The 21764-nt window shown below is 63.6% G+C and carries 18 protein-coding genes; 16 read left to right on the top strand and 2 right to left on the bottom strand.

Going from position 1 to position 21764, the window contains the following annotated elements:
- Positions 1-243: 243 nt before the first annotated feature.
- The 7 genes from SB753_RS09655 (at position 244) to SB753_RS09685 (ending at position 8536) form a co-directional block, all read left to right on the top strand.
- Positions 244-2985 carry a DNA polymerase III subunit gamma/tau gene (locus SB753_RS09655; protein WP_410800051.1) on the top strand — a complete coding sequence of 914 codons (2742 nt, stop codon included), beginning with the start codon at positions 244-246 and terminating at the stop codon, positions 2983-2985.
- A gap of 79 nt (positions 2986-3064) precedes the next feature.
- On the top strand, positions 3065-3391 hold the full coding sequence (locus SB753_RS09660; RefSeq protein ID WP_013588467.1) for a YbaB/EbfC family nucleoid-associated protein: 327 nt from the start codon (positions 3065-3067) through the stop codon (positions 3389-3391).
- A gap of 305 nt (positions 3392-3696) precedes the next feature.
- Positions 3697-4293 carry a recombination mediator RecR gene (recR, locus tag SB753_RS09665; RefSeq protein WP_020065848.1) on the top strand — a complete coding sequence of 199 codons (597 nt, stop codon included), beginning with the start codon at positions 3697-3699 and terminating at the stop codon, positions 4291-4293.
- Between the two features lie 66 nt (positions 4294-4359).
- The gene (locus SB753_RS09670) at positions 4360-5610 is read left to right on the top strand and encodes a CaiB/BaiF CoA transferase family protein (protein WP_020065849.1); all 1251 of its coding nucleotides are present in this window, start codon (positions 4360-4362) and stop codon (positions 5608-5610) included.
- A gap of 97 nt (positions 5611-5707) precedes the next feature.
- Positions 5708-6745 carry an ABC transporter substrate-binding protein gene (locus SB753_RS09675; protein WP_204520719.1) on the top strand — a complete coding sequence of 346 codons (1038 nt, stop codon included), beginning with the start codon at positions 5708-5710 and terminating at the stop codon, positions 6743-6745.
- Positions 6746-6841: 96 nt separating this feature from the next.
- The gene (locus SB753_RS09680; RefSeq protein ID WP_410800052.1) at positions 6842-7654 is read left to right on the top strand and encodes an ABC transporter ATP-binding protein; all 813 of its coding nucleotides are present in this window, start codon (positions 6842-6844) and stop codon (positions 7652-7654) included.
- 57 nt (positions 7655-7711) lie between these two features.
- The gene (locus tag SB753_RS09685) at positions 7712-8536 is read left to right on the top strand and encodes an ABC transporter permease (RefSeq protein ID WP_020065852.1); all 825 of its coding nucleotides are present in this window, start codon (positions 7712-7714) and stop codon (positions 8534-8536) included.
- A gap of 128 nt (positions 8537-8664) precedes the next feature.
- Here the strand turns inward: SB753_RS09685 and SB753_RS09690 are convergent, their stop codons facing one another.
- Entirely contained in the window at positions 8665-9639 is a 975-nt protein-coding gene (locus SB753_RS09690) for an NADPH:quinone oxidoreductase family protein (protein WP_410800053.1), read from the bottom strand.
- A gap of 208 nt (positions 9640-9847) precedes the next feature.
- On the opposite strand from SB753_RS09690, the gene surE reads away from it, so the two are divergent.
- From surE to rlmD, 6 genes are all read left to right on the top strand, one after another.
- Positions 9848-10606, top strand: a complete 759-nt coding sequence (gene surE, locus SB753_RS09695) for a 5'/3'-nucleotidase SurE (protein ID WP_020065854.1) — start codon at positions 9848-9850, stop codon at positions 10604-10606.
- Complete coding sequence (locus SB753_RS09700; protein WP_410800054.1) at positions 10603-11733, top strand: protein-L-isoaspartate(D-aspartate) O-methyltransferase; 1131 nt, start codon at positions 10603-10605, stop codon at positions 11731-11733. Before surE ends, SB753_RS09700 begins: the two co-directional genes overlap by 4 nt.
- Positions 11734-11738: 5 nt before the next feature.
- Positions 11739-12686 (top strand): peptidoglycan DD-metalloendopeptidase family protein, encoded by a 948-nt coding sequence (locus tag SB753_RS09705; RefSeq protein WP_088174561.1) that lies wholly within the window; start codon positions 11739-11741, stop codon positions 12684-12686.
- An 11-nt stretch (positions 12687-12697) separates the two neighbouring features.
- Complete coding sequence (rpoS, locus tag SB753_RS09710) at positions 12698-13777, top strand: RNA polymerase sigma factor RpoS (protein WP_020065857.1); 1080 nt, start codon at positions 12698-12700, stop codon at positions 13775-13777.
- A gap of 4 nt (positions 13778-13781) precedes the next feature.
- A complete protein-coding gene (locus SB753_RS09715) occupies positions 13782-14558 on the top strand; it encodes a 3'-5' exonuclease (protein WP_410800055.1) in 777 nt (258 codons plus the stop codon).
- A 98-nt stretch (positions 14559-14656) separates the two neighbouring features.
- Complete coding sequence (gene rlmD / locus SB753_RS09720) at positions 14657-16087, top strand: 23S rRNA (uracil(1939)-C(5))-methyltransferase RlmD (protein ID WP_410800056.1); 1431 nt, start codon at positions 14657-14659, stop codon at positions 16085-16087.
- A 131-nt stretch (positions 16088-16218) separates the two neighbouring features.
- On the opposite strand, the gene SB753_RS09725 is transcribed toward rlmD, so the two are convergent.
- Positions 16219-17031, bottom strand: coding sequence for an outer membrane protein assembly factor BamD (locus SB753_RS09725; protein ID WP_123282643.1), 813 nt, complete (start codon positions 17029-17031; stop codon positions 16219-16221).
- A gap of 86 nt (positions 17032-17117) precedes the next feature.
- Between SB753_RS09725 and SB753_RS09730 the strand changes: the two genes are divergently transcribed.
- The 3 genes from SB753_RS09730 (at position 17118) to phaC (ending at position 21748) form a co-directional block, all read left to right on the top strand.
- Complete coding sequence (locus SB753_RS09730; protein ID WP_410800057.1) at positions 17118-18395, top strand: RluA family pseudouridine synthase; 1278 nt, start codon at positions 17118-17120, stop codon at positions 18393-18395.
- Positions 18392-19252, top strand: a complete 861-nt coding sequence (pgeF, locus tag SB753_RS09735; RefSeq protein ID WP_410800058.1) for a peptidoglycan editing factor PgeF — start codon at positions 18392-18394, stop codon at positions 19250-19252. Before SB753_RS09730 ends, pgeF begins: the two co-directional genes overlap by 4 nt.
- A gap of 603 nt (positions 19253-19855) precedes the next feature.
- Positions 19856-21748, top strand: a complete 1893-nt coding sequence (phaC, locus tag SB753_RS09740; RefSeq protein ID WP_410800059.1) for a class I poly(R)-hydroxyalkanoic acid synthase — start codon at positions 19856-19858, stop codon at positions 21746-21748.
- Positions 21749-21764 lie beyond the last annotated feature (16 nt).

Raw genomic sequence — 21764 nt, forward strand, 5'->3', positions numbered from 1 at the left:
AGATGCCGGTTGCCTATGTGCTGTTGTTCGCGCTGCACGGGTGCCCATTCGCTCTGCGGCTTCAGCCATACGGCTGTGCACGTTGCCCGAACGATGTGCAACGGCGCTCCGCGATGCCGCCAATATATTTTTCTATCGCTCCATTAGCCGCTTTCAATCGCGCGGTTCAATCTTGCGGCCGCGCGCGTTGGCGCCGGGTCGCGAATCGGTTTTGCACGGCATTGTTACTGATACAATTTCCCGATGACCTATCAAGTTCTCGCACGCAAATGGCGGCCGAAAGATTTCGCGTCGCTCGTCGGACAGGAGCACGTGGTGCGCGCGCTCACGCACGCGCTCGACGGCGGCCGTCTGCATCACGCGTATCTTTTTACCGGCACGCGTGGCGTCGGCAAGACGACGCTGTCGCGCATCTTCGCCAAAGCGCTGAACTGCGAAACGGGCGTGACTTCCACGCCGTGCGGAGTCTGCCGGGCCTGCCGTGAAATCGACGAAGGGCGCTTTGTCGATTATGTCGAGATGGACGCGGCAAGTAATCGCGGCGTCGACGAAATGGCGGCCTTGCTGGAGCGCGCGGTGTACGCGCCGGTCGATGCGCGTTTCAAGGTCTATATGATCGACGAAGTGCACATGCTCACGAACCACGCCTTCAACGCAATGTTGAAGACGCTGGAAGAGCCGCCGCCGCACGTCAAGTTCATTCTCGCCACCACCGATCCGCAGAAAATTCCGGTCACGGTGCTGTCGCGTTGTCTGCAATTCAATCTGAAGCAGATGCCCGCCGGCCACATCGTCTCGCACCTCGAACACATTCTGGGCGAAGAAAAAGTGCCGTACGAGGCCCAGGCGTTGCGCCTGCTCGCGCGTGCCGCCGACGGTTCTATGCGCGACGCGCTCTCGCTGACCGACCAGGCTATCGCGTATTCGGCTAATCAGGTGAATGAAGAGGCCGTGCGCGGCATGCTCGGCGCGCTCGATCAAAGCTACCTGATCCGGCTGCTCGATGCGCTCGCCGAAGGCGACGGCGCGGCTGTGCTGTCGGTTGCCGACGAAATGGCGCTGCGCAGTCTGTCGTTCTCGACCGCGTTACAGGATCTCGCGAGCCTGTTGCATCGCATCGCGTGGGCGCAGTTCGCACCGTCGTCGGTACTGGACGAGTGGCCGGAGGCGGGCGACCTGCGCCGCTTTGCCGAGACGCTCAGCGCCGAACAGGTGCAGCTGTTCTATCAGATTGCGACGATCGGCCGGAGCGAGCTCGGTCTCGCGCCCGACGAATACGCCGGTTTCACGATGACTCTGCTGCGCGTGCTTGCGTTCGAACCTGCTCCAACGGGCGGCGGCGGAGCTGCTGGACCTGGCCGGCAGGCTGGTCAGACAGGCGCGAGCGGAGGGAAGCGGACGGGGACGCCTGCGGTAACGGCGGCGGGTTTGTCGGCGGCTGATGCTGCGTCGCCTGTACGGCTGGCGGCGGTCCCGCGCGGCGCGGTTTCCCCGGCTGAGCCGGTTCGTGAGCCGGGACGCGTTGCTGGTGCTGCCGGAGATGCGCCTGCAAGCGCCGGTCAGAGGCAGGACATTACGGCAAGCGCACAAGCTGTAACGGCCTCCAGCGACGTCGCTCAACACGCGGCTCAAGACTCGGCGCCGATCCAGAACAAAGCCAATACTCCTCCGACGCCTGCCCGCGTCGATGTGCCCGCGCCGGTCGCGGGAACGTCCGCCGCTTTGGAAAGTACGACAGCGCGTGCGTTGGCTCCGTGGGACGATGAGCCGGCTTTGTCTGCCGCGAACCAGGCGACGGACCCGGGTGCTGTCGACACAGCGTCCGCATCCGCCTCAGTGCCCGCCGAACCTGCACCGACGCCCGCAGCAGCGAATACGCCTGCTGCGCTCGCATCGGAATCCACGTCGGCGGAAACAGCGTCTTCGGAAAGCACACCGCCCGCCACGCTCAGCGCACCGGCTGCCGCCGCCTTCGCGCGCGCGAGCGAAGCCGCGTCCTCGGCGGATTCGAATGAAGCGGCCCAACTCGCGCCCGCGACGCTGCCCGACGCACCGCCGCGCCGTGCGGGCGGCGCGAGCGCCGCACTCGACGTTCTGCGCAGCGCTGGCCTGAAGGTGTCGTCCGACCGTGGTCGCGCGAATGCCGCGTCGACCCCGAAGCCTGCGGCGTCGGCCAACGCGAGTGCGGCCGCGACGAAGCCAACCGCGCCGCGCGTGGTGGTTCCCGTGCCGACGCCCGGCGCGCCGCGTGGCGTGGCACAGCCGGAGTCCGCATCGGGCGCGCGCGCGTCAGCAGTTGCGGCGCCGGCACAACCGGCGGCGCGCAAAGCGTCGCAGCCGAACGGCTCGGCGGTTCCTCCGTGGGACGACATGCCGCCTGACGACTATGTGCCGCTGTCGGCATCGGATGACGGCTACTATGGGCCGCCCGACGACAATTACATGCCCGTGTTCGACAGCGGCCCTGACGACGTCCGCGTGAGCGCGCCGGCGTCCGCGCCGACGCCGGTCGTCGATAAGCGTCCGCTGCCTCCCGCTGTGCCGCTCGATCCGCTGGGGTTCAAAGGCGACTGGCCTGCGCTCGCCGTCGACCTCCCGCTCAAGGGCATCTCGTATCAGCTCGCGTTCAACAGCGAACTGATGGCACTCGAAGGCAATACCCTGAAACTGAACGTGCCCGTGCCGCAGTACGCGGAGGCTTCGCAGGTTGCGAAACTGAAGAGCGCGCTCGTCGAAAAGCTGGGCCAGCATGTCGACGTGCAGGTCGAGGTCGGCCCGGCGCGCCGCACGGCAGCCGCTCACGACGCCGCCATGCGGGCCCAACGTCAGCAGGAAGCGGAGCGCGAAATCGGCGCCGATCCGTTCGTGCAGTCGCTGATCCGCGAGTTCGGCGCGAGCATCGTGCCGGGCTCGATCCGCCCGATTAGTTCGAGTACTTCGATTAGTCCGGACGCCGGCCCGAACGGCGCGTCCTCGGTTCACTGATTCGCTGCGCGATCACGCCGGAAACACACTGGGGCGCGCGCGATTTTAGAATTTCACGCTATCAAGAAGGAGCATTTCCATGATGAAAGGTCAACTCGCCGGGCTGATGAAGCAAGCCCAGCAGATGCAGGAAAACATGAAGAAGATGCAGGAGCAGCTCGCTCAGATCGAAGTCGAGGGGCAGTCGGGCGCCGGTCTCGTGAAGATCACGATGACCTGCAAGAACGACGTGCGCCGCGTGTCGATCGACCCGAGCCTGCTGGCTGACGACAAGGACATGCTGGAAGACCTCGTCGCCGCTGCGTTCAACGACGCCGTGCGCAAGGCCGAAGCCACCGCTCAGGAAAAAATGGGCGGCATGACCTCGGGCCTGCCGCTGCCGCCGGGCTTCAAGCTGCCGTTCTAAAAGCGACGTTGCAAGACGGAGCGGGCTCGAACGGTGAGCTAACGCCGCGTGTGAGAGACGCGCGTCGCGTTTGACGGCTGCGCGCTGCAATCACCGGCTTCGCATCCGATGAGCCGGCCGTTGCGGGCCGCGCGGGCGCGCCCCCTGGGGGCCGCCTGGACTTAGCGCCGGCCATGATACTCAACCCGCTTGCGCGATCCATCCGCAGGCGGGCGCAAAGCCTGACAGCATCTGAAGAACCGCAACACGCCGAACCGCACTACAAACCCATCTGCCCTGGCAAACCCACCTCGACGCCGATTCGCATGAAACAACCTTCCGCCTTGTCGGCGCTCGTCGAAGCGCTGCGCGCGCTGCCCGGAGTCGGGCCAAAGTCCGCGCAACGCATGGCGTATCACCTGATGCAGCACGATCGCGACGGCGCGGAAAAGCTGGGCCGCGCGTTGCTGTTCGCGACCGAGCATCTGCAGCACTGCGAGAAGTGCAACACCTTCACCGAAGCGCAAATCTGCGAAGTATGCCTGGACCCGGAGCGCGATCCAACGCTGCTGTGCGTCGTCGAAACGCCTGCCGACCAGATCATGCTCGAACAGACCATGACGTATCGTGGTCTGTACTTCGTGCTGATGGGCCGTCTGAGTCCGCTCGACGGTATCGGGCCGAAGGAGATACATTTCGACCGACTGGTCAGGCGAGCGTCTGACGGCGTCGTGAAAGAAGTCGTGCTGGCAACCAATTTCACTAACGAAGGCGAGGCGACCGCGCATTACCTCGGGCAGACGCTCAAGGCGCGCGGCCTGTCCGTCACGCGCCTTGCGCGCGGCGTGCCGGTAGGCGGCGAACTGGAATACGTCGACGCCGGCACGATTGCCCGCGCGATGCTCGATCGCCGCTCGATGTAGCGACACCGCGCTGCAATCGCGCGAGCGGCGTCGCCGCCACAAAAACAGAACAGAACGAAGGAGACTATGAGCGCAACTCCCGAATCAGGCGCCAACGAGGCGAAAGAGGCGCCGCAAAGCCAACCCGGACCGCTTGCCGGCGTGAAGGTGCTGGAACTCGGCACGCTGATCGCGGGGCCGTTTGCCGCCCGCTTTCTCGGCGAGTTCGGCGCGGACGTGATCAAGATCGAAGACCCCAAGGGCGGCGATCCGCTGCGCAAATGGCGCAAGCTCTATCCGGAAGTCGGCGGCACGTCGTTGTGGTGGGCCGTGCAGGCGCGCAACAAGAAATCCGTCACGATCAATCTGAAGGCCGAGGAGGGCAAGGAGATCGTGCGGCGTCTCGCGCGCGAAGCGGATATCGTCGTCGAAAATTTTCGGCCTGGCCTGCTCGAGAAACTCGGGCTCGGTTATGACGTGCTGTCGGCGGAAAACCCCGGGCTCGTGATGGTGCGCCTGTCCGGCTACGGTCAGAGCGGACCGTATCGCGACCGGCCCGGCTTCGGCGCGATCGCGGAGTCGATGGGCGGCTTGCGGCACATCACCGGCTATCCGGATTTGCCGCCGCCGCGCATCGGCATCTCGATCGGCGATTCGATCGCGGCGCTGCACGGTGTGATCGGCGCGCTGATGGCGCTGCATCACAAGCAGGTGAACGGCGGCAAGGGGCAGGTCGTCGACGTCGCGCTGTACGAGGCCGTCTTCAACATGATGGAAAGCGTCGTGCCCGAATACGGCGTCTACGGCATGGTGCGCGAGCGCACCGGCGCGTCGCTGCCTGGCATCGTGCCGTCAAATACTTATCCTTGCCGCGACGGCAGCATCGTGATCGGCGGCAATAGCGATCCGATCTTCAGGCGCCTGATGATCGCGATCGAACGCGAAGACCTCGCGAACGATCCCGCTCTCGCGCATAACGACGGCCGCGTGCCGCGCACGCAGGAAATCGACGCTGCAATTGCTGCGTGGCTCGCCACACGCACCATCGACGAAGCGCTCGCGGTGCTCAACGCAGCAGACGTGCCGGTGGGCCGCATCTATAGCGTGGCTGACATGTTCACCGATCCGCAGTACATGGCGCGCCAGATGATCCAGCGCTTCAAGTGGCAGGACGGCCGCGAGATCACGCTGCCGGCGGTCACGCCGAAGCTCTCGGAGACGCCTGGCGAGACGCGCTGGCTCGGCCCCGAACTGGGTGAACATACCGATGAAGTCCTGCAATCGCTAGGTTATGATGCAGACCACATCGCAAGGTTGCACGCGCAACAAATCGTGTGAACCACGCGTGTGAACCACGCGTGTGAGCCACGCCCGCTGCAGCCGAATAAATAAAATCGCAAGACCAGATTTTGCAAGAGCCTTGGAGACAACGAACATGCATCGCAGAAGCTTCCTCGCCGGTACCGCCGCACTTGCCGGCGCCACGCTGACGGCCACGCCGCTCGCTTTCGCACAGAGCAAACTGGAAACCACGAAAGTGGCCATTGCTGTCGGCGGAAAAAACCTCTTCTACTATTTGCCGCTCACGATCGCCGAGCGCCGCAATTACTTCAAGGACGAAGGACTCGACGTCGAGATTTCCGACTTCGCCGGCGGCTCGCAAGCGTTGAAGGCGGCGGTGGGCGGCAGCGCGGATGTCGTCTCCGGCGCGTTCGAACACACGTTGCTGCTGCAGGCGCAGAAGCAGTCGTTTCGCGAGTTCGTATTGCAGGGACGCGCGCCGCAGATCGTGCTCGCGGTGTCGAAGAAGACCATGCCGAACTACAAGTCGATCGCCGATCTGAAGGGCAAGAAAATCGGCGTGACGGCGCCGGGATCGTCAACTTCGATCATGGCGAGCTTCGTGTTGGCCAAGGGCGGGTTGACCGCGAAAGACGTTGCGTTCATCGGCGTCGGCGCAGGCGCCGGCGCAATCGCGGCGCTGCAGTCCGGGCAGATCGACGCGCTCGCCAATCTCGACCCCGTCATGACGAAACTCGAACGTACCGGCGAAATTCGCGTCGTCTCGGATACGCGCACGCTCGCGGACACGCGCAGCGTGTTCGGTGGCGACATGCCGGCAGGGTGCCTGTACGCATCGCAGAGTTTCATCACGAAGAATCCGAACACCACACAGGCGCTGACCAACGCGATGGTGCGCGCGCTCAAGTGGCTGCAGACCGCGACCGGCACCGAACTCATCAACACGGTGCCCGAAGGGTATCTGCTCGGAGATCGCGCGGTCTATCTGGACGCATGGCAGCACGTGAAGGAAGCGATGTCGCCCGATGGCCTGATGCCCGCAGATGGCCCTGCGACGGCGCTCAAGACCTTGCAGGCGTTCGATCCGGCGGTGCAGGGCAAGCCGATCGACGTATCGAAGACGTGGACGAACGACTTCGTCAAGAAAGCGCTGACTACGGTGAAGGCCTAAGGTCGTTCTCCTCGCACTAAGTCACGTCACGTCACGCCACGCCTCGCTCGGCGCGTGACGTCCCATTCCGAACCGATCCACGAACAGAGTCGAACGATGACCGTTGCAGCCCTGGCGCTCGAAAACATCACTTGCACGTTCGCTGCGCGCGACAACCGCGCGCAACGCTACACGGCGGTCAAGGACACCACGTTGAGAATCGCGCCAGGCGAGTTCGTCTCGGTGGTGGGCCCGACCGGCTGCGGTAAATCCACGTTGCTGAACGTCGGCGCCGGTTTGCTTGGGCCGTCGTCGGGCTCGGTCAGCGTATTCGGCGAGCCGTTGAAGGGCATCAACCGGCGCGCGGGTTACATGTTTCAGGCCGATGCATTGATGCCGTGGCGCTCTGCTATCGACAACGTGCTCGCGGGCCTCGCATTTCACGGCGTGCCGCAAGCCGAGGCGCGCGAGAAGGCCGACGAATGGCTCAAGCGCGTGGGCCTCGGCGGCTTCGGCGACCGTTATCCGCACCAGTTGTCGGGCGGCATGCGAAAGCGCGTGGCGATGGCGCAGACGCTGATTCTCGAGCCGGGCATCATCCTGATGGACGAACCGTTTTCGGCGCTCGATATCCAGACGCGTCAGCTGATGGAAAACGAGTTGCTCGAGCTGTGGGCGGCCAAACGCAAGGCAGTGCTCTTCATCACGCACGATCTCGACGAGGCGATCGCGATGTCCGACCGCGTGGTCGTTCTGTCGGCGGGGCCGGGCACGCATCCCATCGGCGAATTCACGATCGACTTGCCGCGTCCGCGCGACGTCGCGGAAATCCGCTCGCATCCGCGCTTCGTCGAATTGCATGCGCAAATCTGGAGCGTGCTGCGCGACGAGGTGCTCAAGGGCTATCAGCAACAACTGAGCGCCGTCTAATGACCGTTGGCGCGCGTCACGTTTTACGTCTATCAATCGTCTAAGGCAAACCGAGTCATGTGGAAGACGTTGCGCCCTAACCGGGCGAATCTGGTGATCTGGCAATGGCTGCTGCTTGTGCTGTGCTTCGTGCTCTGGTACGTGCTGACGAGCCCGACGCTCTTGCCGGCGTTTTATTTCGACGACCCGAACAAGGCAGCGTTCTTCTTCGGCGAACCGCAAAAAGTGCTGCTGCGAATCTGGGAGTGGTTCACGACCGGTGAGATTTATCTGCACCTGTGGATCACGCTGCTCGAGACCGTGCTCGCGTTTGCGTTCGGCACGGCGCTCGGTCTTGGTGTCGGTTTGTGGCTTGCGCTGTCGCCGCTCGCGAGCGCGCTATTCGATCCGTATATCAAGGCCGCGAACTCGATGCCGCGCGTGATTCTCGCGCCGATCTTCGGCGTGTGGTTCGGTCTCGGCATCTGGTCGAAGGTCGCGTTGGGCGTCACGTTGGTGTTCTTTATCGTGTTCTTCAACGTGTATCAAGGCGTGAAGGAAGTGAGCCCGGTCGTGCTCGCCAACGCGCGCATGCTAGGTGCGAACGGCAAGCAGCTGCTGCGTTTCGTCTATTTGCCGAGCGCGATGAGCTGGGTGTTTTCGAGCTTGCATACGTCGGTGGGCCTGGCGTTCGTCGGCTCGGTGGTGGGCGAGTATCTCGGCTCGGCGCGCGGCGTCGGCTACCTGATTCTGCAAGCCGAAGGCACCTTCGACATCAACACGGTGTTTGCCGGCATCCTGGTGTTGACCGCGTTCGCGCTGGTGCTCGACGCGATCGTCGGCGTCGGGGAAAGGCATCTGATGAAGTGGCAGCCGAAAACCGGCGATACCGAAAAGCTCTAGCAATCGCGAGCGCCGCAGAAAAGAAAAACAGCGTGTGAGCCGAAGAGCCACACGCTGTTTTATTTTGCGGAACGCCCAGTGATCTGCTGCGGGGCCGCAGCCCTACCGTAGCCACAGGGCGCCGACAGTCATGGCGTAATCACCACCTTGCCGATCACCCGGCGCTCGGCCATATCGCGCAGCGCGCGCCCTGTTTCTTCGAGCGGGTAGCGCGCCGACACGTAAGGTTTGAGCTTGCCTTCGCCTATCCAGCCGACCATCTGTTCGAACGCGGCATGATTGCGCTCGGGCTCGCGCTTCGCGAAATCTCCCCAGAACACGCCGACCACGCTTGCGCCTTTGAGCAACGTCAGATTGAGCGGCAGCTTTGGAATTTCGCCGTTCGCAAAACCCACCACCAGATAGCGCCCGCGCCAACCGATGCTGCGAAACGCCGGCTCCGTATACACGCCGCCGACCGGGTCGTAGATCACGTCTGGACCGCGGCCGTCGGTGAGTGCTTTGATGCGCTCGCGCAAGTCTTCGGTGCTGTAGTTGATCGTCGCGTCCGCCCCATGCTTTTTGCATATGCTCAGCTTTTCGTCGCTTGAAGCGGCCGCGATCACGCGAGCGCCGAGCGCCTTGCCGATTTCGACAGCCGCGAGGCCGACACCGCCTGCCGCGCCTAGCACGAGCATTGTCTCGCCAGCTTGCAACGCGGCGCGATCCACGACCGCATGGTGCGACGTACCATACGCCAGCGTGAAGGCCGCAGCGAGTTCGAAGTCGACGCCGTCCGCAAGCGGAACGCATGCCGACGCGCTCGCGACGGCATGCTCCGCGAAGCCGCCCGAACCGGTGAACGCGACCACGCGCGAGCCCGGCGTGAACTGCGTGACGCCCGCGCCGACCGCGCGCACGATTCCCGCGACCTCGGAGCCGGGTGTGAAGGGCAGCGGCGGTTTGAACTGATACTTGTTCTCGATGATCAGCACATCGGGAAAGTTGACGGAGGCGGCCTTCACGTCGATCACGACCTGCCCGGCCTCGGGAAAAAGCTCCGGCAGGTTCTCTACGGTGAGGCTTTCGGGCGGCCCATATTGATTGCAGCGAATCGCGCGCATCGTGTCTCCATTCGGTCGGGGTTCACAGTCGCTTCGAGTGTAAAGCATCCGTACGACCGTACGTTTATCCCCGTTGGCGGAGCGCGCAGGTCGCGTTGCTGCAAGCCTCGTGCGCCTTATCGCGAGCCCGGCGTCTGCGCTTTGCGTGGTGCGCGCAACACCCCGGTCTGTCGTTCGCGCGCCTTCTTTCCTCGGTTACAATCGCCGCATGCGAATTCTACTCAGCAACGACGACGGTTATCTGGCGCCCGGCCTTGCCGCGCTTTACGAAGCGCTCAAGCCGCTCGCGGACGTCACCGTGATGGCACCCGAACAGAACTGCAGCGGCGCGTCCAATTCTCTGACGTTGTCGCGGCCGCTTTCGGTGCTGCGCTCGGCCAATGGTTTCTACTACGTGAACGGCACGCCTACCGACTCCGTGCACATCGCGCTGACGGGCATGTTCGACCACACGCCCGATCTCGTCGTGTCGGGTATCAACAACGGTCAGAACATGGGCGAAGACACGCTCTATTCGGGCACCGTCGCGGCCGCTACGGAAGGCATCATGTTCGGGGTGCCGGCCATCGCCTTCTCGCTGGTCGACAAGGACTGGGTGCATCTCGAAGACGCGGTGCGCGTCGCCGCAGAGATCGTCGCGCACTATCTTGCACATCCGCTGCCGGGGCATCCGCTTCTGAACGTCAATATTCCGAACCTGCCGTACGAGCAATTGCGCAGCTGGCATATCACGCGCCTTGGCAAGCGGCACCCGTCCCAGCCGGTGATCCGCCAGACTAATCCGCGCGGCGAGCCGATCTACTGGATCGGACCGTCGGGCAGCGCCCGCGATGCTAGCGAAGGGACCGATTTCCACGCAGTCGCCAACGGTCATGTGTCGATCACGCCGCTGCAACTGGATCTGACCCACACGCAGATGTTGCCGGCGGCGCGCGACTGGGCGCGCGCGGGTAGCGGCGCTTCATGACGAGCGAGCGCGCGAAGCGCTTCCCGCTCGGTCTCGAAGATCTAGTGCGCGAGCCGCGCCGGCCGGAAGGCCGTCCGGGCGAGGTACGCGCCGCAGCACTTGCCGCGAGCGCGGCGCTTAATGCGCGTCAGCAGCCCGCCAGGAATCTGCAGCCCGGTGTAGCGGGCAAACCGCAGTCGAAGCAAGGTCGAGTGCAGGCGCCGGTCCCGGCAAAGTCGCCGGTCGGTGCGCAGGCGAGGCCACAAGTCATGACGCCGCCTAAGCCGCTTGCCGCGCCCGCGCCTGCAGCGAAAACGCCGGCGAGGCCCGTCGTGCAAAGTGCGACCGTGCGGCCGTCGTCATCGGGCAGAAGCGCTGCGCCGGCACCGGCGCCCACGCGAGCGCCAGCCAAACCCACTGCGCAATTGGCGTCGTCGGCAAAATCCGCAAGCCGGCCGGCAGAGCGCAGCGCTGCGCCGAACGTCGCTTTGAACGGGGCCATGGCGTTGACCTCGGAACGGGTTCGCGAACGCATGGTCGAACGCCTGCGTGCGAACGGCGTTACCGATCAGCGCGTGTTGAACGCGATGTCGGTCGTGCCGCGCCACATGTTCGTCGACCCGGGTCTCGCGGTTCAGGCCTACGAAGATGCGGCGCTGCCGATCGGGCATCACCAGACTATCTCGAAGCCGTCGGTGGTCGCGCGAATGATCGAACTCGCGGCGGCGGGCCGCACGCTGACCAACGTGCTCGAAATCGGCACGGGTTGCGGTTATCAGGCGGCGGTGCTGAGCCAGGTCGCGCGCGAGGTGTATTCGATCGAACGGATCAAGCCGTTGTCCGAGCGCGCGAAGACAAACTTGCGTCCGCTGCGAATTCCGAACATCCGGCTGCACTATGGCGACGGGCGTTTGGGTCTGCCGTCGGCGGCGCCGTTCGACGCCATTCTGATCGCCGCCGCGGGCCTCGACGTACCGCAAGCATTACTTGAACAACTCGCGATCGGCGGCCGTCTGATCGCGCCGGTCGGCTCGCAGGAAGGTCAGAGCCAGGTACTGACGCTCGTCGAGCGTCTCGGACCGGCGCAGTGGCGCGAGTCGCGGCTTGATCGCGTTTTCTTTGTACCCTTAAAATCCGGAGTGATTTGACACCGATGAGTATGTTGCGCGCGATGCAAAGAACCAGTCTGAATATCCCTATGTCCGTAACCCAGCGCAGCGTGTGCGTGCTCGCCTTGTCCCTGTTGATGACAGCCTGTGCATCCCGGCTCGATCAGGCGCCGGTCGTCGACCGCTCCGGCGGCAATGTGCTCAGCACGCAGGCTGCGCAGCAGCCGCCGGTGCCGCTCGGGCCGCCGCCGCCGGGCTACTACCGCGTGAAGCCTGGCGACACGCTGTATCGGATCGCACTCGAGAACGGCCAGAACTACCGTGACATTTCCGCGTGGAACAATCTCACGAACCCGAATCAGATCGAGGTGGATCAACTGCTGCGCGTCGTGCCGCCGGGCGCGAATACCGCCGCGTTGACGCCGGGCGTGACGACCGCGCCCATCGGCAGCACCGGCGCAGTGCAGGGCGCGCCGCTGAACGGCACGTCGCCGTCCGCAGGTGGTGCGGCCGGCGTCGCCGCGCCGCCGATCTACGGTACGACTGCGAACAACGCTGCGCTGACGCCGCCGTCCAGTACAGGTGCGGCAGGTGCGGCGAGCGATTCGAGCGCCGGCGCATCCGGCAACGTGAACTTCGCGTGGCCGGTGCGTGGCCCGTTGCTCGGTACATTTAACGATTCGACAAACAAAGGTGTCAACATTGGCGGCGCGGCGGGCGATGCAGTAAAGGCCTCCGCCGACGGCCGCGTGGTTTATGCCGGAAATGGGCTGCGTGGTTACGGCAATCTCATTATCATCAAGCATGATGCAACTTATCTCACCGCATATGCACACAACCGCTCTTTGATGGTAAAAGAGGGGGACGCGGTAACGAAAGGGCAGAAAATCGCCGAGATGGGTAACAGCGATTCAGACCGCGTCATGTTGCATTTCGAAGTTCGCCGACAGGGTAAACCTGTCGACCCACTGAAGTATTTGCCGCCGCAATAAGCGATACGACCATGCCGAAATCGAAGCGCCGCCTGCCGCAAGCCGAATCTGAAACGATCAGCGATGCCACGTCCGCTTCGGTGGACGAAAGCGGCGCTTCCGAAGCGGAAGAAGAGACTGTTGAAGAACGCGAACTCGACGAGCGTCAAAGCGCGGAAGAAGGCGGCGACGCGCGCGAAGGCGCGGCCGAGGTCGTGCCCGACGCCGACGACTTCCGCGCGCTGCTGCAGGCCGAGCTAACGGCCGACACGATCCAGCATTATCTGAACCGCATCAGCGTTAAGCCGCTCCTCACCGTCGAAGAGGAGCAGAAGTACTCCCGTCTTGCGAAGGCGGGCGAGTTCGAAGCACGGCAGGTAATGATCGAGCGCAATCTGCGGCTTGTCGTCAGCATCGCTAAGGGTTATCTGAACCGCGGCGTGCCGCTGCTCGATCTGATCGAAGAGGGCAACCTCGGCCTGATGCATGCGATCGAAAAATTCGATCCCACGCGCGGCTTCCGGTTTTCTACTTACGCGACGTGGTGGATCCGACAGAGCATCGAGCGCGCGATCATGAACCAGGCGCGCACCGTGCGCTTGCCGGTGCACGTGATTCGCGAGCTCAATCAGGTGCTGCGTGCAAAGCGCCATCTGGAAAAAAATTCGATGAATTCGGGCGAAGCAGCCGAGCGCCGCGACGCCAGCATCGACGACATTGCATATCTGACTGGTAAGACCACTGACGAAGTCACTGACATTCTCGCGCTGAACGAGCACACGGCGTCGCTAGACGCACCGCTCGATCTCGATCCCGCCAGCAGCCTGCTCGATCTGTTGTCCGATGACCAGAGCCAGTCGCCGGACGCGGAAGTCCAGCATCGCGAACTGGAAACGCTCACGCGCGCGTGGCTTGCACGCTTGTCGGACAAGCACCGTCATGTGATCGAACGCCGGTTCGGCCTGAACCACATCGAGCCCGCCACGCTCGAAGAACTCGCCGACGAAATGGGCCTCACGCGCGAGCGTGTGCGCCAGATTCAGCAAGAAGCGCTCGTGCGCTTGAAGCGCTTTTTCGCCTCCAACGGCGTTCGGAAAGACGCCGTTCTCTAACCAGATGACACCGATTCTTGTTTTCGACATCGAGACAATTCCCGATGTCGCCGGCATCCGCCGCCTCGAAGATTTGCCCGCCACAATGAGCGACGCCGAAGTCGCCGAGCATGCGTTCGCTGCCCGCCGCGACAAGACGGGCAGCGATTTTCTGCCGCATCATCTGCAACGGATCGCCGCAATTTCCTGCGTGTTCCGCGACAACAACGGTTTTCGCGTGCGCTCGCTCGGCACGCTGGAAGACAGCGAAGCGGCGCTCGTGCAGTCGTTTTATCGCGTGATCGAGAAGTACACGCCGCAGCTCGTGTCGTGGAACGGCGGGGGCTTCGACTTGCCGGTGTTGAACTATCGCGCGCTCGTCAACGGGATACCCGCCTACCGGTTCTGGGATCTCGGCGAGGACGACCGCGAGTTCAAGTGGAACAACTACATCAGCCGTTATCATGCGCGCCACACCGATCTGATGGACGTGCTCGCGATGTACCAGGCGCGCGCCAACGCGCCGCTCGACGCGCTGGCGAAAATGTGCGGCTTTCCCGGCAAGATGGGTATGGACGGCAGCCAGGTGTGGCATGCGTATCAGGAAGGGCGGATTGAGGAAATCCGTAATTACTGCGAGACCGACGTCGTCAATACGTATCTGCTCTATTGCCGCTTTCAGCTCATTCGAGGCGCATTTTCCGCCGCGGAATACGCCGACGAGATCAATCTGGTCAAGAACGCACTGGCGCTCGAAACGGCGCCACAATGGGCGGAGTATCTTGCAGCGTTCGATCAGTAGCGCTGCAGGCGGTGCCGGCGATGCGCGTGGGGTGAGGGCGTCGCCCGGCGCTTCGTCTACAATCTCGCCTTTCCCCAAAGTTTGCCAGGAAGTAGCAGGTGTCCCGAACTGCCCCCCACCGTCGCTCGCCGAAGCGCCCGTCGAAATATCATAAGACGCCCGCTCCGGCGCCAGCGCTCGTCATTACCGGCAATGAACCGGTCATTGAAATCGTTTCGCTCGATATGGAAGCCCGCGGCGTTGGCCGCATTGAGAGCGAGGACGGCACGCCCGGCAAGGTGGTCTTCGTCGAAGGCGCGCTGCCCGGTGAGCGCGTGAGCTACTCGACACATCGCAGCAAGCCTAAATTCGAGCAGGCCGAAGTCGTCCAGGTATTCCGCGAAAGCGTGATGCGGACCAAGCCGAAGTGTGTGTACTTCGACATTTGCGGCGGCTGCTCGATGCAGCATCTGGATATTCGCGCGCAAGTCGCGGTCAAGCAGCGCGTGCTCGAGGACAACCTTCAGCATCTGGCGAAGCTGCGTCCCGAAACGGTGTTCAGGCCGATTCACGGACCGGCTTGGGGCTACCGCTACCGCGCGCGTCTCGCGGTGCGTTTTCTGCCGGAAAAAGGCGGCATGCGCATCGGCTTTCACGAGAAGAAGAGCAGCTACATCGCGGATATGAAAACGTGCGAGGTTCTGCCGCCGCATGTATCGGCCATGCTGATGCCGCTGCGCTTCATGGTGCGCAAGCTGTCCATTTACGATCGCATGCCGCAGCTCGAACTGGCGGTCGGGTCGTCGGTGACGGCGCTCGTCGTGCGCAACCTGGAGCCGTTGACTTCTGCCGACGAGCAGGTGCTGCGCGAATTCGCCGACGAGCACAAGGTCCAGTTCTGGATTCAGCCGGGCGGGCCCGACACCGTCACGCCTCTCTATCCGCTCGATGTGCAGCTCGACTACGCGCTGCCGGAATACGACATCCGGATGCCGTTCAAGCCGACTGACTTCACGCAGGTCAATCACGCGATCAACCGCGTGCTCGTGAGCCGCGCGCTACGCCTGCTGGCGCCGGCGCGCACCGACCGCGTGCTCGACCTGTTCTGCGGGATCGGCAACTTCACGCTGCCACTCGCGCGTGTCGCGAAGGAAGTAGTGGGTATCGAAGGCAGCGAAGTGCTGACCTCGCGCGCGCTCGCCAACGCGGAGCTGAACGGCGTGGCGGCGCACACGTCGTTCGCGTGCCGCAATCTTTTCGAAGTTACCGCCGACGACATTCGTGCGCTCGGCCACTTCGACAAGTTCCTGATCGACCCGCCGCGCGAAGGTGCGCTCGCGGTCGCGAAAGCTTTGGCGGAGATTGCTCAGAGCGGCGAAGGGCCGCTGCCGCAGCGTATTGTCTACGTGTCCTGCAACCCGTCGACGCTTGCGCGCGACTCCGGTCTGCTCGTGCATGAGGCGGGCTACCGGCTGGTGGGTGCGGGCGTCGTCAACATGTTCCCGCACACGTCGCATGTGGAGTCGATTGCGTTGTTCGAGCGCGATTGACGAAGCGCGAACGCATGAACGCATCAGCGAACGCATAGACCGACGCTTGGACCCACCGCACAAAGCAAAACGCCACGACCTGGGTCGTGGCGTTTTTCACTTGCAGCCGATGTTTCAGCGTGCCGCGCGGCTTAGAACTGCCACCACGACTTTTCCTTACCCGGCCTTGCATGGCCCGTGATGTACGGGCTGTCGGGGAAGGTGCCGGCCAGGACGCGCTTCGTGTCGTCGGCCAGTTGCGGCTGGTTCAGCTTCTCGTACGACAGCATCATGATGTGCAGTGCGTCTTCGATAGCCGGTGCGTTCTTGTATTCCTTCAACGCGAGTTGCGCGCGGTTGATCGCAGCCACATAGGCGCCGCGACGGTAGTAGTAGTCTGCCGCGTGGACTTCGTGAGACGCGAGCGCGTTCACGATGTAGCGCATGCGCTGTGCGGCGTCGGGCGCGTATTTGCTGTTCGGATAACGGTCGACAACGACCTTGAACGCGTCGTACGACTCACGCAGCGACTTCGGATCGCGCTCGCTCATGTCCTGACCGGAGAAACGGCCGAAGAGACCGAGGTCGTCGTTGAAGTGGATCATGCCCTTCAGGTAGTACGCATACGCGATGTCCGGGTGATCGGGGTGCAGCTGGATGAAGCGGTCGATAGCCTGGTCGGCGGCCGCGGCTTCATTGTCTTTCCAGTTGCAATACGCGACGTTGATCTGCGCCTGCTGTGCGAAGTGGCCGAACGGGTCGCGGCCTTCGAGCATTTCGAAGTATTTCGCGCACTTGCCGAAATCGCCGCCGCTCAAGGCGTCGTTCGCCTCCGTATATAATTTGTTGTTGTTCCACGTTGCCGTTTCGTCGGTCTTCTCCGGCAGGCCGTGGCAAGCCGCAACAACCGCGACGGCTGCGGCACACGCAATGTATCCGGCCACTTTCCGGGCCGCGTTCTTCATGGCCTTCAAATTGATCGCCGCTTTAGTGATGGTGTTCAAGGCTCGCATTTTCCAGTCTAGCTTTACGTCCAGGTGACCCAGACTCAATGACCCGCTCAAATACTCCAGGCGCTGCAACCGGTGCCGGGAATAGCAACGAAGATTATAACGTAAGCGCCGACCCCTCCGACGCGTTGGGCGCCGATTCGCTCGACGACGATCTCGGCGTCGACGCGCTCGGCGAGGCCCGTGCGGCGAGCACGATACCCACCGTGGCGAACCGTGTCACCGACGAAACCCCGCGCCATGTCGTGGTGCCGGACGAACTGGCGGGCGAGCGCCTCGACAAGGTGCTCGCGCGCGTGTTCCCCGAGTTTTCGCGCAACCGCCTTCAAAGCTGGATCGAGGCGGAGCGCGTGCGCATCGACGGCAAGCCCGCGAAAATCCGCCAGCCGGTTCCGCTCGGCGCGACGATCGAACTCGTGCCGGATCTGCTGCCCGAACAGCTCGCGTTCACGCCCGAACCGGTGCCGCTGGAAATCGTCTACGAAGACGACACGCTCGTGGTCATCAACAAACCGGCCGGCATGGTCGTGCATCCCGCGGCCGGCAACTGGAGCGGCACGATGCTGAACGGTCTGCTGTACCGTTACGGAGACGCGGCGGCGGGCTTGCCGCGCGCGGGCATCGTGCATCGGCTGGACAAGGAAACGTCAGGGCTGATGGTGGTTGCGCGCACGCTCGAAGCGCAGACCGACCTCGTGCGCCAGTTGCAGGCGCGCACGGTGAAGCGCCGCTATCTCGCGCTCGTGTGGGGCAACATGCCCGAAGAAGGCACGATCGACGCGCCGATCGGCCGCGATCCGCGCGAGCGTACCCGCATGGCAGTGGTTACGGGCGCATCGGGCAAACCGGCGCGCACGCATTTCCGGCGCGTCGATACGGCGATCTGGCAGCGTCAGCCGGTCACCGCGATCCATTGCGATCTGGAAACCGGCCGTACGCATCAGATCCGCGTGCACTGCGCGCACATCGGCCACCCGCTGCTCGGCGATCCTGTCTACGGCCGCGCCCGCGGCAAGCGTTCTGTTACGCCGCTGCCGGGCGAGTTCGCGCGTCAGGCGCTGCATGCATGGCGCCTTGGTCTGATTCATCCGAAAACCGGCCGCACGATGCAATGGCGCGCCGACGTGCCCGAGGACATCGCGGCGCTGTCGGCGGCGCTCGGTCTCGGCCGCGACGATGCGGGCGATTTCGACGAGACGTACTATGAGGAAGACGGCTACGAAGCGTCGCTTGGCGAGGAGATGGACGACCTCGATGAGCACGATGAAGACGACGCAGCCGCGGACCATTCAGAGCAAGACGAGGACGATCGCGCATGACGAGCCTGCCGCAACTGAGCTTTGCCGATGTCGTGCAACCCGCCTGGAACGTGGCGCCGCGCGTGCGTGCGCTCGTCACCACGCGCGACGGCGGCGTGAGCGAGCCGCCGTTCGGGCGTTGGCGCGACGGCGCGGACCAGCCCGGCGGCCTCAATCTCGGGATGAAATCCGGTGACGATCCGGCGGCCGTCGCCGCCAATCGCGCGCGGCTCCTGGAACTAGCTGGCTTGAATGAGGCAGCGTGGCTCGATCAGGTTCACGGAGCGCGCATCGTGCGTGCAGAAGACGCGCTTAGCGAAGCGCGCGCGAGCGGTGCGCCGGCGCAGGCTGACGCGAGCGTTACCGATCGTGCGGGCATCGCGTGCGTCGTGATGATCGCCGACTGCATGCCGGTGCTGTTGTGCGACGAAGCGGGGCGCGCAGTCGGCGCGGCGCATGCGGGATGGCGCGGACTCGCGGCAGGCATCGTGGAGCAAACGGCGCAGCGCGTCGCGGACCTCGCCGGCGTGCAAGCGGGCAAGTTGCACGCGTACCTCGGACCGTGCATTGGACCGGAGTCGTTCGAAGTAGGTGCGGACGTGCGTGACGCCTTCATGAACGGCACGGACAAAAGCGGGCGCGAGGCCACGTCGAGTGCTTTCGTCGAACATCCTCGAAACGCCGGCAAATACCTTGCGGACCTTCCTGCGCTGGCGCGCTTGCGTTTGCAGCGGCTCGGCGTGACGCGCATTGCCGGCGGCGATCTGTGCACGGTCACGCAACGTGAACGGTTCTATTCGTATCGTCGCGATCGGGAGACCGGCCGGATGGCCGCCTTGATCTGGCTCGACGATCAGGCACAAACACTCGGTGACTGACGTTCAGCGACTGACCCGCTGTGTGATCCCGGGCCTAACGATATGACGACTAACGTGCGGCCTCGGCACACGGCAACCGTTCGCACGCGTCGCACGCCGCGCTATCCATGAGCATACGTTTGACCGTTTCCCATAGTGGGAACTACGCTTTTTGCTGCGCTGCCGGAACCTGATCGAGTCGATAAACCAGCCGCGATTCAGCGCTGTGCTGCGCTTAATAAATGTGATTAAAGCGCCGTAGAACGCGAGCTTTTTTGCAGATCAGCCATGCGTTTGACATATGGCCGAAAATCACGTCAGGCGATACAGGGAAAACGATAATTAAAAAACTATCGCACTGCGGCAAAATCGGGAACAAGCATTGACATGCCTTGCGATGGGGAGCAAGAATGTTTCTCACAGCTCCTCGTACATGGGACAGGGCGTGACGAGGGCGCGAGCGATCGCCCACGTGCGCATGAACCTGCCTCTCAACCGTCCGCAAGGACTTACCGGTCAAAAGCAGGTATGGCAGCTTCTCATTCCTCAGCTTCCCCCAGCACCGACTCCTCGAAGGAGCAAACGCAGCAGGCCGACACGAGCGGAGCTACACCGGCCGCGGGCATGCAGCAATTTTTCGACGCCTGGTTAAATGCGTGGCGCGCGCTCGGCGCGGCGCCCGGTGGCAACGTCACGCCGTTCGCCATGCCGCAGGTTCCTCCAGCGCAAGGCGCGACACCCTGGAGCTTGCCGCAAATGCCGTCGTTTTCAGGAGCATTTCCTGGAACATTCCCAGCGTCGTTTCCAGGACTCGGGTCTTTCCCCGGCTTCCCAGGCATGCCTGACTTCAGCAAGCTGGCAGCGGGTGCGATGCCAGCCATGCCGTCGCTGGCAGGCTTAAATATGCCAGCCGCGGCGATTCCCCCCGAGCGTCTGCAGAAATTGCAAGCCGACTACACGCGCGAAGCAATGGTCCTGCTTCAGCAGGCGAGCGGCAACGGCGCGGCACCGAAGGCGCCCGAACTCAAGGACCGCCGCTTCAGTTCGGACGCATGGAGTTCCACGCCGGCCTTCGCATTCACCGCTGCCTGGTATCTGCTGAACGCGCGCTATCTGCAGGAAATGGTCGACGCGCTGGAAGCCGAACCGAAAGTGCGCGAGCGCATCCGCTTCGCAGTTCAGCAATGGACGGCCGCCGCATCGCCGAGCAACTTCCTCGCGTTGAATCCCGAGGCGCAAAAAACCTTGCTGGAAAGCCATGGCGAGAGCTTGCGTCAAGGCGTGATGAATCTGCTTACGGACATGCAGCGCGGCAAGATTTCGCAAACAGACGAATCGCGCTTCGTGGTCGGCGAAAATCTCGCGACCACCGAAGGCTCGGTCGTTTTCGAAAACGAGCTGATGCAGCTGATTCAGTACAAGCCGCGCACGGCGACCGTACGCGAGCGTCCGTTGCTGATCGTGCCGCCTTGCATCAACAAGTACTACATTCTCGATCTTCAGCCGGAAAACTCGCTGGTCGCGCACGTGCTCGATTCGGGACATCAGGTGTTTCTGATTTCCTGGCGTAACGCGGATGCGTCGATCGCCCATAAAACGTGGGACGACTACGTCGGTGAAGGCGTTCTCACGGCTCTGGAAACGGTGAGCCGGATCAGCGGGCGCGAGCAGATCAACACGCTCGGCTTCTGCGTGGGCGGCACGCTGCTCGCCACGGCGCTCGCGGTGGCCGCGGCGCGCGGCGAACATCCGGCTGCGTCGATGACGCTGCTCACCGCGATGCTCGACTTCTCCGATACGGGCGTTCTCGATATCTTCGTCGACGAAGCGCATGTGCAGATGCGCGAGCAGACCATCGGCGGCAAGAACGGTACGCCGCCGGGACTGATGCGCGGGGTCGAATTCGCCAACGCGTTTTCGTTCCTGCGGCCGAACGACCTCGTGTGGAACTACGTGGTCGACAATTATCTGAAGGGACGCACGCCGGTGCCGTTCGACCTGCTGTACTGGAACAGCGACTCGACAAGCCTGCCGGGCCCCATGTATGTCTGGTATCTGCGCAATACGTACCTCGAAAACCGTCTGCGCGAGCCAGGCGCGCTGACTACTTGCGGCGAGCCGGTGGACCTGTCGAAGGTCGACGTGCCCACCTTCATCTACGGTTCGCGCGAAGACCATATCGTGCCGTGGCAAACGGCTTATGCGTCGGTGCCGCTCCTCACCGGTCCGTTGAAGTTCGTACTCGGCGCGTCGGGTCATATCGCCGGCGTGATCAATCCGCCCGCGAAAAAGAAACGCAGTTACTGGACGCTCGACGGTGAAACCGCGGAATTGCCGGAAACGCCTGACGAATGGCTCGGCGCGGCGAAGGAAGTACCCGGCAGCTGGTGGCCCGAGTGGACCACATGGCTCGATCAGTACGGCGGCAAGAAGGTGAAGCCGCGCGCGGCGGCGGGATCGCAGGAGTTCCCGGTAATCGAGCCGGCACCGGGGCGGTACGTGCGGCAGCGCGAGTGAGGCGCTGCGGCGTGTG

The sequence above is a fragment of the Paraburkholderia sp. SIMBA_053 genome, from assembly GCF_046534895.1.
GTDB classification, from domain to species: Bacteria; Pseudomonadota; Gammaproteobacteria; order Burkholderiales; family Burkholderiaceae; genus Paraburkholderia; species Paraburkholderia caledonica.